General features: G+C 41.2%; 12 protein-coding genes and 1 riboswitch. Of the genes, 7 read left to right on the top strand and 5 right to left on the bottom strand.

Annotated features, from left to right (window positions below; genetic code table 11):
• Positions 1 to 292 precede the first annotated feature (292 nt).
• From DSBG_RS01195 to DSBG_RS01210, 4 genes are all read left to right on the top strand, one after another.
• Positions 293 to 919, top strand: coding sequence for an HAD family hydrolase (locus DSBG_RS01195; protein WP_068962406.1), 627 nt, complete (start codon positions 293 to 295; stop codon positions 917 to 919).
• The gene (locus DSBG_RS01200; protein WP_068962407.1) at positions 920 to 1,153 is read left to right on the top strand and encodes a hypothetical protein; all 234 of its coding nucleotides are present in this window, start codon (positions 920 to 922) and stop codon (positions 1,151 to 1,153) included.
• A 139-nt stretch (positions 1,154 to 1,292) separates the two neighbouring features.
• The gene (locus tag DSBG_RS01205; protein ID WP_068962408.1) at positions 1,293 to 3,446 is read left to right on the top strand and encodes a YhgE/Pip domain-containing protein; all 2,154 of its coding nucleotides are present in this window, start codon (positions 1,293 to 1,295) and stop codon (positions 3,444 to 3,446) included.
• A 33-nt stretch (positions 3,447 to 3,479) separates the two neighbouring features.
• Entirely contained in the window at positions 3,480 to 5,642 is a 2,163-nt protein-coding gene (locus DSBG_RS01210) for a YhgE/Pip domain-containing protein (protein ID WP_068962409.1), read from the top strand.
• 113 nt (positions 5,643 to 5,755) lie between these two features.
• On the opposite strand, the gene DSBG_RS01215 is transcribed toward DSBG_RS01210, so the two are convergent.
• Positions 5,756 to 6,346 carry a phosphatase PAP2 family protein gene (locus tag DSBG_RS01215; protein WP_068962410.1) on the bottom strand — a complete coding sequence of 197 codons (591 nt, stop codon included), beginning with the start codon at positions 6,344 to 6,346 and terminating at the stop codon, positions 5,756 to 5,758.
• 248 nt (positions 6,347 to 6,594) lie between these two features.
• Positions 6,595 to 6,769: riboswitch (Lysine riboswitch) on the top strand.
• A gap of 87 nt (positions 6,770 to 6,856) precedes the next feature.
• Here DSBG_RS01215 and dapA point away from each other — a divergent pair.
• Positions 6,857 to 7,747 (top strand): 4-hydroxy-tetrahydrodipicolinate synthase, encoded by an 891-nt coding sequence (gene dapA / locus DSBG_RS01220; RefSeq protein ID WP_068962411.1) that lies wholly within the window; start codon positions 6,857 to 6,859, stop codon positions 7,745 to 7,747.
• A 244-nt stretch (positions 7,748 to 7,991) separates the two neighbouring features.
• Here dapA and DSBG_RS22770 read toward each other — a convergent pair whose 3' ends face one another.
• The 4 genes from DSBG_RS22770 to DSBG_RS01235 all read right to left on the bottom strand — a co-directional run bounded on the left by DSBG_RS22770 (position 7,992) and on the right by DSBG_RS01235 (position 11,033).
• A complete protein-coding gene (locus tag DSBG_RS22770) occupies positions 7,992 to 8,135 on the bottom strand; it encodes a hypothetical protein (protein WP_176716130.1) in 144 nt (47 codons plus the stop codon).
• Between the two features lie 185 nt (positions 8,136 to 8,320).
• Positions 8,321 to 9,121, bottom strand: a complete 801-nt coding sequence (locus DSBG_RS01225; protein WP_068962412.1) for an ABC transporter ATP-binding protein — start codon at positions 9,119 to 9,121, stop codon at positions 8,321 to 8,323.
• Positions 9,114 to 10,013: an ABC transporter permease gene (locus DSBG_RS01230; RefSeq protein ID WP_068962413.1), complete on the bottom strand. Its 900-nt coding sequence runs from the start codon at positions 10,011 to 10,013 to the stop codon at positions 9,114 to 9,116. The genes DSBG_RS01225 and DSBG_RS01230 overlap by 8 nt, the downstream gene beginning before the upstream one ends.
• 33 nt (positions 10,014 to 10,046) lie before the next feature.
• Complete coding sequence (locus DSBG_RS01235) at positions 10,047 to 11,033, bottom strand: ABC transporter substrate-binding protein (RefSeq protein WP_068962414.1); 987 nt, start codon at positions 11,031 to 11,033, stop codon at positions 10,047 to 10,049.
• A gap of 580 nt (positions 11,034 to 11,613) precedes the next feature.
• On the opposite strand from DSBG_RS01235, the gene DSBG_RS01240 reads away from it, so the two are divergent.
• Positions 11,614 to 13,212: an ATP-binding protein gene (locus tag DSBG_RS01240; protein ID WP_207647205.1), complete on the top strand. Its 1,599-nt coding sequence runs from the start codon at positions 11,614 to 11,616 to the stop codon at positions 13,210 to 13,212.
• Positions 13,213 to 13,267: 55 nt separating this feature from the next.
• A complete protein-coding gene (locus DSBG_RS01245; RefSeq protein WP_068962415.1) occupies positions 13,268 to 13,804 on the top strand; it encodes a GNAT family N-acetyltransferase in 537 nt (178 codons plus the stop codon).
• The last annotated feature ends 12 nt before the right edge of the window (positions 13,805 to 13,816 follow it).

Raw genomic sequence — 13,816 nt, forward strand, 5'->3', positions numbered from 1 at the left:
CACCGTAGCGTTTTGGACGTTTGCGGTGGGTGTTTTTTTGCTGCTTTATGCAGGAAATAGAGGATAATGGTGGAATTAGAAAAAGGAAGGATCAACTTGAACTCAAAGTTGGACGGTATGGTTCCGCTGATAACGGATTCGTTGGTAATGGCTGTTTTCCTGGGAGTGTTGTTTCGTAATCAAGCGAGAATCTAAATGTTGGGCACAGAGAAAAGTTGATCCGGAGACCGGTTTGAACCGGATCCTGGTGAGGCTTTCATCTGATCTTATTTAATGGAGATGGTAATAAAAAATGAATATTGATAGTATTATTTTTGATTTAGATGGCACTCTTTGGAATTCAATAGAAGGAATTTGCAAGGCGTGGAAAACGGTCTTAGCAAACTATCCAAACATTATAGATGTAGTAACACCTGAAGATATGCAAGGATGTATGGGGCTTCCAATGAATGAAATAGGAAAAAAGTTATTTCCAGATTTAGATGAAGATTTTCAAACGAAATTAATGAAAGAATTCTGTGAAACTGAACAAGTTTATTTAGAGGAACATGGTGGAATGTTATTCCCTAAATTAGAAGAGACACTTGAAGAGTTATCTAAAAAATGCAAATTGTTCATAGTTAGTAATTGTCAGGATGGCTATATACAATGCTTCTTTAAGGCACATAAATTAGATAAATATTTCAGTGATTTTGAATGTTGGGGAGTAACAGGGCTATCAAAAGGAGAAAACAATAAAATCATAATGGAAAGAAATGATCTGAAAAAACCAATTTATGTAGGAGATACTAATGGAGATGCAGAGTCAGCAAAAGTGGCAGAAATTCCATTTGTATATGCAAGATACGGCTTTGGTAATGTTGAAGAATATGATTACGTTATTGATAGTTTTGAAGAACTATTAACTTTAGGAATATAAATGAATGGCTATCCCAAATTGGAATGCGCATTCCAATTTGGGATAGCCATTGAGCTTCTCACGGAACCGGGCGTGAGATTCGCTCATCTGCAGGATGGCTTTTCTGCGCTCCATCTAAGCTTGCGGCGGATCATAGAGTTAGCGGGTAAGACCGACGACCTTATGACCGGCATCGATGAGTTCGCGGACGACGGCGGAACCGATGTAGGGTTAAAGCTTCGACATTCTGAATAAGTCAATGCCTTGGTTTGACAATTACAATACCCCATAATATGATAATAATGCCGCATTTGGATCGGTGTGTAAATTGGTTGTCCGTTAAGTAATGTTTTTATACTAGGGTTAAGGGATAACTAAAATAGGAGAAGAAACATTGAAAAATGTTATCAATATTTATCAAAGAGATCTAAAAAGTATCATTGCGAATCCGGTTGCGCTCATAATTATTGCTGGAATATGCCTTCTACCTTCTTTATACGCTTGGATAAATATTTTTGCGTGTTGGGATCCTTACGGAAATACCAGTACAATTCCGGTGGCAGTGGTAAATCAGGATAAGGGCACTGTTTATTTAGATAAAACAATTAATATGGGAAACTCGATTGTGGATAAGTTAAAAACCAATCAGCAGATTGGCTGGAGGTTTGTAGATGAGAAGGAAGCTGATTTGGGGGTAGTTGACGGTACATATTTTGCGGTGATCGTGATTCCCAGTGATTTTTCTGCGAGCTTTGCCAGTGTGTTAACAAATAGCACCAAGAAACCAGAGATTATTTACAAAGTGGATACCAAGGATAACCCTGTTGCCTCCAAAATCACTGAGACGGCAAAAAATTCACTCGTGGATCAGATATCTTCAAGTTTTATCGCCACAGTCAACGAAACCCTCTTTGTTACGTTTAATAAAGTTGGCCAAGATGCAGAAGCGAATAAAAACAAACTCATTCAATGGAAAGACGAGATTATCCAAGTTAATAGAAATATGGATTTGATTTTAAGCATCCTGCAAAATATTAACAGTCGATCCAGTAACTTAAGCACCTTGCTTATAGAATTGAATGCCACTATGCCGGGCGTGGACAGTCAATTAAGTACAATTGGCCAGGTCAATGAAAATAATGCGAATTTGATTAAGACGACACAGCAAACCCTCACCCAGTCCTTTAATAATATAGAGACCAATTTAAATAATGCTCAAGCCTCAGTTATGAGAATGCATGATTTATTAAGCGGTATAAATTCATCAAATACTTCAGCTGCCCAAGCAAATTCCAACCTAGATCAGGTCAATAGGATCGTTAATGCTCTTAATGACCAGCTTAGTTTCAACCTTAAATACTTACAGCAATTGAACAATGCTATACCTAGCGCTCAGGTTGCCAGACTGATAGCTTCTTTACAAAGCATACAAAGTTCCTTAGCTGATGAATCGAATAAACTCACTTCATTCCAAGAGCAGTTGAACAGTGCTCATACTATCAATCAGACTATGTTGAACCAAATAAACAATGATACGACAAATATGAACCTACAGATTATCGAGGCCACAAAGTTATATAATAGCAGCGCCAGAAATAGTTTGAATGCGATTAGCAATAGCTTAATCACAGCCACAAGCGATGCAGCGAATCTAATTTCTTCGGCCCAGGGCCTGCAAGGTCAAATCGATAGTTTAATGTCAACTGCGCTTGAAGGAAGTCAACTGTCTGCCAAAGTATCCGGTGATTTAAGGAACCGATTACTTGAATATAAGGATATTATCGCCAGGCTAAGTGATAAACTCCAGATGATTAGTAATAATGATTTGGCTCAAATTATAACTATACTCCAGAGTAATCCTGAATTGATGGGGAGTTTTGTGTCCTCACCTTTCAATCTGCGGGAGGAGCCCATATACCTGGTGCCAAACTATGGATCAGCCATGGCTCCGGTTTATTCGGTGCTGGCACTTTGGGTAGGAACCCTTATCTTGACATCGTTGCTTAAGACGGAGGTGTCTAATTTTAAGGGAAGTGAAACTTATACTATACGTGAGAAACATTTCGGAAAGATGTTAACCTTTATCACGCTGGCTCTTATCCAGGGATTGATTATTGTGCTGGGAGATAAACTGTTATTAGGGGTTTATTCAGTTAATACCCCCTTGCTGATTGTTGCAGCTTTGGTTTCGTCTTTAACCTTTGCTGTTATTACTTATACCTTAGTTTCGCTCTTGGGCAATTTTGGCAAGGCCTTGGCCATAGTTTATATGATTATGCAATTGGCGGGAAGCGGTGGGACTTATCCCATAGAAGTTGATCCGCTGATTTTGAGAATACTTCAGCCAACCTTTCCCTTTACCTATGCTATTTCCGCTTTTAGGGAGGCAATTGCCGGGCCGCTGATAAGTAAGGTCATTTTAGACTTTTTTATGCTGCTGTTATTTGCGGCGATTTTTGTCTTAGCAGGCTACTTCCTGAAAAAACCCCTCTATGAGCGAGTTCATAGATTTGAAACCAACTTTAAGTTATCGGGAATCGGAGAATAAGAATCACATTTGATAGATTATAAGGAGACGGTAATGAAGAAGGTTTTCGGAGTCTTTCTCCAGGATCTAAAAAGCATTTCGAAGAGTAAGGCAGCTATTCTAATTGTTATCGGGCTGTGTATTTTGCCATCCTTATACGCTTGGATAAATATCAAAGCAAGTTGGAATCCTTATGCTAATACCGGAAATCTCCCGATTGCTGTCGCGAACAATGATGAGGGAGTGGCTTATAATGGCCAAGAAATTAATGTTGGGAAGCAAATTATTGAAGAACTTAAGCAAAATAAAGATATTGCTTGGATCTTTATCGATTCCTGGCAAGGAAACTATGGATTAAATGAAGGGAAATATTATGCTTTAATTGAGATACCTAATGATTTTTCCAGAAAAATTGTTAGTCTTACCACGGAAAATCCGAATAAACCAGATATCATCTACAGGGTCAACGAAAAACTGAATGCCATAGCTTCCAAAATAACCAATGCAGCAACCTTAGAATTAGCCGATAAGGTGAAGAGTAATTTTTTGGCTGTGGTTACTAAGGAGATATTAAAAACTTTGAACCCAGTTGGTGGAACCCTGCAGAGTGACAAGGCAAAAATTCTTGATTTAAGAGATACAGTGACCCAGGCCAGTAATAACATTGAAGATATTCAAGGATTCATCGCCAAGGCTAATTCGAATTCTAAAGCTTTACAAAGCTATTTATATAGTGTCAAAAATACCTTACCTAAACTAAATGAGCAAATAAACAGCTTGCAAAATGCTGCGGAAGCCAATAAATCTCTAATTTTAGCGACTAAGCAATCATTCAACACCACAGAATCCAATATCAATAATGACCTGATCCAACTCCAAGCAATCAACCAGCAATCTCAGACCCTATTATCGGCTCTAAAGTCGATGAGTGCGGCTTCCAGTACGAGCGATTTGGTCAGCATCATCAATCAGATGTCTGACCCTTTAAGCAGCGCGGCTAATCTCATCGACGTAGATATAAAAAGCTTAGAACTGCTCAATCAGAGTCATCCCAATAACGCGTTCACGCAGCTTATAAGCCTGCTTGATGATCTCAAAGGGTTAATTACTGCCGAAGAGACCAAGGTCAATGGATTAAAAGCATTGCTGGATAACGGTGCTTCAAGAGAAGCTATAGGTTCGGCGATCGACCAAATTTCTGCGCTCAACAATCAAGTTTCTGATGATCTTTCCCGAATATTTAACAATTTTTATGCTGTTAGTTCTAATGTTTTAAATAACTTGTCCAATAACCTGACTGAAGGCATGAATAATTCCGATGCAATCTTAGAATCGACAAGAGTCATTATCCCCCAATTAAATGCCTTGGCTAATTATGGAATTGCCGGCAGCAAACTATCCGTCAGCGAGGCTAACGATTTAGCCACCAAATTATCCGCCCTGCAAAATGAGTTAAATGAAGTAAGCGTCAAACTGCAAAATTTAAATCAAGAGAATCTCGATGAGATCATTAAGCTTATGGAAATGAATCCAGATCAGGTGGCTGATTTTCTCTCCTCACCCATCAACGTCAAAGAAATCGATATTTACAATATGGGGATCTTCGGAGTAGGTTTAACTCCGTTTTATACTGTTTTGGCAATTTGGGTAGGAGGATTGTTGCTATCCTCACTGCTCAGCGTGGAACACACTGCTTTAGCGGATGTCAGAAACCAAAAGCTGACCATAATGCAGGCGCATTATGGCAAAATGTTGCTGTTTCTGGTGATTTCTATCATTCAAGCTATCATTGTAACCTTAGGTGATAAATATATCTTAGGTGTTAACCCTGCTAATATGCTTTTGATGATGGGATTTGCCATACTTTCGGGTATCTGCTTTACAACCATCATATTTACCTTTGTGTCGATCTTTGGCAACGTTGGCAAGGCTATTGTCGTGGTGATCATGGTTTTTCAAATCGCAGGTTCGGGTGGAATTTATCCTATTCAGACAAACCCCAGAATCTTTGGTATATTAGAGCCCCTGTGGCCATTTACCTACGCTATTGGGGGATTCCGTGAAGCTATAGCGGGCCCGAATTGGAGTAATGTTCTAAGATATTCAGGGGCTCTGCTGCTTTTCATCTGCGTATTTCTGTTCTTGGCTGTCCTAAAGAAGCCTTTCCATAAAGTGACGGCGTATATGGAACATAAATTCAAAGAATCTGGTTTATAGCCTCAATCATAGGAACAAGGAACAGCACATCTATAAATAGCAGATCACAAATTGTGCAAGGTGAGTTAGAATTGTCTCCAACATGATTCTCCTTTAACTAGTTACTCTTTGAGTTAGCACTCGTGTTGGTAATTGCCAAAATGGAATAAGCGCAGACCATAGTCTGTGATAGGTTGAAATACCGAACTAAACTTCCATAGCAGACGGCCACAGATCGTTCCGATCACCATTCCCGCAAGGACATCGGTCGGCCAGTGCACTCCAACATACAGGCGAGCAACACCATTTAGTATAGCAAGAATAGTGAAGCTGGTAGTAATCCATTTTGGAGCTTTCCCCCAGGAGGCAGCTGCAAATCCAAAACTTCCGGTCGTGTGATCACTTGGGAATGAGGCATCCGGACTATGAGGAATAAGCTGTATAAATGTACCCTTCTTTAGCACCATAAATGGACGAGGCCTGAAGTAAATGTGTGAAACGATGACATTTATAATTAACCCTAAAACACCCGCTAAACCCATGATGAGTAGAGCGTGCCGTTGTTTAGCTTCAGGCTTTGGCAGGGTAAACCAAGCGAGAATAAAAAGTGCGATATAAAGTTCAAGGGAATATTGGGCCAAAAAAGCGAATGTTTTGTCTAGAAATGGATGATGACCGGCAAATTGGTTGAACAAGTGGTATCCTTGAATGTCAAATGACAAAATTGTTATCCTCCTTCATATTCGTGTAGCGTAATAATCATGATCTAAGTAATTATAAAATACAAATCTTAAATTTATCTTAAAATCTCGTGCTAAGTCAGAATTAATACACCAACTTAACCGTGCTATCAAATTTAGAGGCAAAGCGGGAATAAGATAAAATACACAAAAACCACTCTCTTATACTCCTGTCTCCTTGTGTGTCTACTAATTTGTGCTTGACAAGTATAACGGTATATGACTAGACTAATATAAATGATAGAGGTGCATTGTGCAATCAGTACCCGAAGTTGTTAAGGTTTACGTAAGACCGTAGCTTCGGTGAAAGGTGTAGATGCCGAAGTTGGTTCCAATTACGTGGGGACTGGGCTGGTTGAACAAATAAGATTTGTTCAACTGTCGCATTTGCGGAGAGCTATCTATATTACAGTATGATTGGAAAATCATATGAGTAATTTAGTAGCTGATTCCGTATCAGCTATTTTTTTATATTAAAGGAGACGAAGAATTAACATGAAAAAAAACACTGTTTTCAAAGGTATCGCGACTGCTGTCATCACTCCTCTGGACGAAACAGGAATTAATTATGAGCAGTTGGGCAAATTGATCGATTGGCAAATTGGAGAAGGGATTGATGCTCTGGTAATTTGTGGTACAACAGGTGAAGCGTCGACCCTTACTGATGCCGAGCACAAAGCAGCAATTAGATTTGCAGTTCAGCACGCAGACGGCAGAGTGCCGGTCATCGCAGGCACAGGTAGCAATGACGTCGAATACGCGCATGACCTCACTCGTTGTGCCTGCGAAGCAGGTGCAGATGCTATGCTCGTAGTTACCCCATATTATAACAAGGCTACGCAAAAAGGCCTGATTAAAATGTTTACACAAATTGCCGACAAGAGTACTAAGCCTATCATTCTCTATAATGTGCCTTCAAGGACAGGTATAAATATTGAGCCTGCAACCTACGAGGTATTAGCTGAACACGAAAATATAGTAGGGATTAAAGAAGCAAATGGCAACATTTCCAAAATTGTTGAAACAATGGCGCGTGTGCGAGGTAAGCTTGATTTGTATTCAGGCAATGACGATCAGATAGTTCCACTTATGGCACTTGGCGGGTTTGGCGGCATTTCTGTGCTTTCCAACATTATGCCGGCACAGACACGTGAGATTTGCACCCGTTTCTTTAATGGTGACATAGCCGGCAGTGCAGAGCAGCAATTTAAACTTTATTCCCTTATAGACGCACTGTTTTGTGAAGTAAACCCTATTCCGGTCAAAGCTGCTATGGCAGCTATGGGTTTCTGTAAAGATTATCTCAGATTGCCTCTCACTACTATGGAGGATACAAACCGAGAAAAGTTGGTCTCTCTAATGAGAGCACATGGATTAAACGTTTGAAGGTTATTAGGGACGATACCAGCAAATCAATGAAAGAGACGTGTCTTTGCAATACCTTCCACTTGGTTAGCGAATAATGATGCTTTTTCAACCCATGCCGTGGTTGTAGTCCTGTTTCTTTATGACGAAGCAAGGAGAGCGTTAAGCCCTCCTTGCTTCGTTTATTCCAATAAGATTTATTTAGAAAATAACTTCTGATAGTGACCTCAGGTTCGTTTCTCTGATTGTTAATATTGGTCTAATACTAATACCATCCGTAGGGATATGGGGCATAGGCGTAAGGGTACGAGGATGGGTAATAGCGAGGTCTCGCAATAGTAGCCCCTAAACCTAAACCCAGAGCAAAGGGTAAAAATCCAAAACCAAACATGAGATCAACTCCTTTCATACGTCATACTCCATAATATGGAAAATACATGTATCTAGTGAATGAAGAAATTGTAGATCTCTACCCCCAGCTCGATTGTGAAAGTTCCCAAGTCACTGTAAATTTATCCAATTAACCACCTAATAACAATGCACCCCCTTGTTTCGCGAGGGGGTGCATTGCAACAATTTGTCATTAGGCAGGTTCTAATTATTGACAAAAAGCATTCTGTCGTTATCCAGTGTGTTTTTGCTCTGCTGGGAAAACAACTCCATCAGGCGGGGAACAGTCATATCTGCCCGCTCTTGTCCTGAAATATCCAGAATTATTTTTCCGCGGTCCAGCATAATGGTTCGCGATCCAGTTTTAAGCGCGGACTGGATATTGTGTGTGATCATCATTGTTGTGATACTTTCCTGACTGACTATGTTTTTGGTGATCAGCATAATCTTTTCGGCAGATGCAGGATCTAAGGCTGCAGTATGTTCATCAAGCAATAAAAGCCGTGGAGTACTAATGGTAGCCATGAGCAGGGACAACGCCTGCCTCTGACCACCGGAAAGAAGACCAACTTTGGTTTTCATGCGGTTTTCGAGTCCCATGTTAAGCTGCGCGATTTTCTCGCGGAAAATTTGCACGTCTTTGCGATGCACACCGATGCGCAAGCCGTTTTTGCTTTTTCTGTTATAGGCAAGAGCGAGATTCTCCTCAATCGTCATGTCCGGGGCCGTACCTTTCACTGGATCTTGAAACAATCGGCCAATCATGGATGCCCGTCTATGTTCAGCCATGTAGGTAATGTTATCTCCCTGCAGCAGAATCTTGCCCCTATCCAGCCAGAAAGTGCCTCCAATAGCGTTAAACAGCGTGGACTTGCCTGCACCGTTGGAACCAATGATGGTGACAAATTCGCCTTTGGTAAGGGAGAGGCTTACATTCTTTAGCGCTACATGTTCATTAGGTGTGCCTGCTAAAAAGGCTTTGCTAGCGTTTATGATTTTAAGTATCTCGCTGCACCTTCTTTCTCATGCTACTCAACTGAATGCGCTTTTGAATTACGGGTATGGACAAAGCAATGACCACAATCACTGCAGAGACAACTCTGAGCATATAGGCGGGGAAAATGCTTGATTTAAGCGCTGCTGCAATAATAAAACGGTAAAGAAGAGAGCCGAATATAGCGGAGGTCAGGCCCATTGTCAAGGAACGGCGGCCAAAAATAGCTTCACCGATGATAGCGGAAGCCAGACCTACCACCATGATGCCGATACCTGAACTGATGTCGGCATAGCCTTGATATTGGGCGATCACCGCGCCGGACAAGCCGATACAGGCGTTCGATATAGCCAGAGCTAGGACTTTCATGGCGTTTACATCGATAGAGGAAGCCTTGACCATATCCTCATTATTGCCGGTAGCGCGAATGCACAGGCCCAGATGAGTCTTGAAAAACCAGATCAGAATAACTGCGCAAAAAAAGCAGTAGATAAGCGGTATCAGGGTTTTCATCAGTTCCTTGTTTACCGATAGCCAGGCCATTTGATTAAAAATACTGTCACTGCCGATCAACGACAGGTTATTGCGGCTGCCAAGAATATAAAGATTAATACTGTATAAGCTGCTCATAGTCAGGATACCTGCCAGTATGGGATGAATCTCCAGTTTGGTTTGCAGCAGACCCGTAACTGTTCCTGCCGCAGCACCGGCCACGATGGCTAGCAGGATGCCGAGAAATGGGTAACCGGCTACTGTCATAACGGCCGATACTGATAGTCCCAGCGTAAAACTCCCGTCAGCAGTCAGATCGGGAATATTGAGTATCCGGAATGAAATATAGATTCCCAGCGCCAGCATACCGTAAATCAATCCGAGCTGAGCAGAGCCTATCATTAGAGTCATAAATCCTGCCTCCTGCGAGAATAACGATCGTTATTATTGGATAATTTTTGCGCTTTTCAGCACGTCCTGCGGAACTGTCACCTTGATAGCATCCGCGGTGGTTTTATTGATGACGGTGGTAAAATCAGACACTGTAATAGATGGAATCTTCGCCATGGGAGTACCCTTTAAGAACTTATCTGCCATATCTGCCGTCATACCGCCGATCGTGGTGTCATCAATACTGATTGTAGCAAACGCACCGGATTGTACCATAACTGCAGAGCTTCCGTACACCGGAATTTTGGCATTTTTGGCGATTTCAGCAACCTGTGGCATCGCACTTTGCACCATGCTGTCGTTGGGGATAAAAAATGCATCCACTTGGCCCACCAGAGACTGGGTAGCCTGCTGCACTTCTGAAGAGGAGGTCACTACGGCTTCCTTATACTTTAACCCGTTTCCATCCATAAACGCTTTGGCATTTTTAATAGTCGTGACGGAATTTATCTCGCTTGTATTGTAAATCAGACCATAGGTTTTGCGGTTGGGTGTCAGCTTATCAGACAGTTTGAACATCTCACTGACGGGGATGGCGTTTGAGGTACCGGTCGCATTTTTATCTGGTACATTTATATTGGTGATGATACCTGCTCCAACGGGGTTGGAAACTGAGATATAAAATACCGGGATGCCGCTATTCATATTAACGATAGCTTGTGACGCCGGAGTTCCTATCGTCACGATGAAGTCCTTTTTTTCATCCACCATGGTCTGACAGATGGAATTAAGTGTAGCTGTGTCGCCATTGGCGTTTTTGTAGTCAAAAACCATTTTATCTTCCGAATAACCAAGTGTGCGCATTTTGTTGATAAAGCCCTCGCGCATGTCGGTAAAGGCGCCGTTGTCGGCAAGCTGGATGACACCTACTTGAGTCACGTGGGTTGAAGTATTGCCATCGGAGGTTGTTTTTCCCGTGCTGCAACCGGCAGTAACCAGAAGCATCATAAAGACTAGTAAACTTGCAAATAATTTTTTCATTTTAACCTTCCCCTCATAAAATTTTGTTGGCTGTTGAGATGACACGCAGAGTCACCAAAAACAAATAAAAAGGCCTGTCCTGATACGGATATCCGTAATCAAGGACAGACCATACGTCTGCGGTGCCACCTTGCTTGGTAATATAATACTACCCAACTTTAAAGAGTGCCAACATACTCTTAGCCTGATAACGCTGGCTTTGCGTCGCGACATACTAAAAAGCCTAAGCTTTCGTTCCCTGCGCCCTCTGTAGTCCATTTGCCGTACCGCTTTCTGCCGGATTTCCAGCCTCTCCGACTCTCTGAAAGTGCGCTTACGGTTTGATCTCTACATTATCGGTTTTCAATTTCACGGTACCATGCCCTCAATGAATTGTCAAGATCTTTAGTGAGGGCGTACATAGCAATTTTATCTCGTTAGCGAATTTTAAGATGAACGTAATAACGATTAGAGGATTTTTATGGAAAAACGTCGAAATCAGAAAACCATAGTTTGGCTATTCAAATAATTACGAAAGAAGAGATTAGCTGTGAATAGTTCTAAGTTTCTAAACGAAGCATATCCAAGTCTTCGACAAACTTTGGGGAACTCAAAGTTTCTTGATATAATTCCTGGCGGATTTTCTATCGCCACTGATGTATCGTGTGAGACCATCGTACATAATCCAATAACGGCAAAGTTTTTGCGCATTGAACCTTGGGAACAATTTTCTTATTCTTCACAAAAGCAGCCCACTGCGAAAATATACCATAAGGGTAAGCCAATCGCGGCAGAAGATCAACCGATTCAACGGGCAGCATGGTACGGTGAAGAAATTACCAGATGTGAGTTGGAATTTATATGGGAAGATGGTGTCTCTAAGATCGCGCAGTGGAGTGCTAGTCCTTTACGAGACGACACCGGTAATATCTGTGGTGCAATTGCAACCATGGAGGATATAACCGAAATAATATATATGGCAAGAGAACTAGACATGCATAAGTCACAATTGGAGGAACTAGTTGAGAAAACCACAGAAGCTTGGAAGTTGCAATTCGAGAAACTTCAAAAGGCAGAGAGAGAGGCTTGGCAAAGTGAAACAGAAATTAAACTAATTAAGCGTGCCCTTAAATCAGCTGAAGACCGCTTTGCGAAGGCGTTTTACCTTAGCCCACAGCAGAAAAGCATTATTAGATTATCTGATCGCCGTTACATAGATGTCAATGAAAGTTTTACCAAAGCACGAAATCAAGCTCGACATGAAGTCATTGGTAAAACACCGTGCGAATTAGGATCACCAACTGAAGAAGCAGAAAAGGTATTTTATTGTTTGGAGAAACAAGGTTCAATAGATAATTTGGAGATTTCAATTCCAAAACATAACGGAACTTTTGGTAAAGCTCTTCTTTCAGCAGAGGTCGTCGAAATTGATGGCGAGTTATGTGGTTTATTCGATTATACCGAGATCACCGAGCTAAAAAAGATGCAAGCAGAGATGGCGAGACTTGACCGTCTGAATTTGGTTGGGCAAATGGCAGCAGGAATCGCACACGAAATTAGAAATCCGATGACTACGGTTCGAGGTTACCTCCAGTTTCTCGGGGCAAAACAGGAATATATAACTCAGAGGTCTACGTTTGACCTTATGATCAGTGAACTGGACAGGGCAAATTCCATTATCACAGAATTCCTGTCACTTACTAGAAACCAACCAACCAGACTGAAATGTCAAAACCTTAACGACATTCTAAATAATTTATATCCAATGATAGAAGCGGATGCCTTCAATCAAAATAAGCTCATAAAGTTCATTCCTCAAGAAATCCCTGATATTCAATTGAGCACCAAAGAAATACATCAATTAGTTCTCAATTTATGTCATAACGGTTTAGAGGCAATGAGAGAACAGTCCCGTCTAACTATTCGAACATTTACAGACAGCGAAGGTGTAGTCCTAAGTGTACAGGATGAGGGGGCCGGTATTGGGAAAGAGGCTGTAGGGAAGCTTGGAACACCTTTCTATACCACTAAAGAAGGTGGAACTGGGTTGGGGCTAGCAATGTGCTATAATATTGCAGAAAGTCACAATGCATCAATCGATGTTGACACAGGACCACAAGGTACAACATTTTTCGTTCGGTTTAATCCGGTTAAGCAAGAGACTTTAGAAAACGTCATTGTGGTGAATAAAACCATATAACGATGCTTATGACATATTGGGAGGACTAAACATCATAAAAAGTGAGTGGCAAGAGATGAAGTATTGTCAACTACGGAGTGGACAGGTTCTTTATATTCGTAAGGCATATGAAGAAGATGCCTCAATTATTTTAGACTATATAAATAAGGTCGGAACAGAGACAGATAATCTAACGTTCGGTGAAGGAGAATTTGGTGTTTCCGAAGACGAAGAGGCGGTACTTATTAGTACTATTACTAAATCAGATAATCAGCTTATGCTTTGCGCATTCATAAATGGTAAACTGGTAGGGCAATTGGTATTTAGAGGAGGCTTAAGACCACGCATAAGGCATACAGGAGAGTTCGGGATCACGGTTTTACAGGAGCATTGGGGTAAAGGAGTAGGTAATGAATTAATAACTTGCCTGATTACCTGGGCGAGAGAGTCGCACATAATTAAGAAGATCAATTTAAGGGTCCGCAGCGACCATCATCATGCGATTAATCTATATAGAAAATCAGGTTTTAACACAGAAGGAACAAGTAGTCGGGAGTTCTTAATTAGCGGTCAGTATTTGGATTCCATCCATATGGGGCTAGAGATTGATTAAGTTAAGATATTA

The sequence above is a fragment of the Desulfosporosinus cupriresistens genome (genome assembly GCF_001707885.1).
Lineage (GTDB): Bacteria > Bacillota > Desulfitobacteriia > Desulfitobacteriales > Desulfitobacteriaceae > Desulfosporosinus.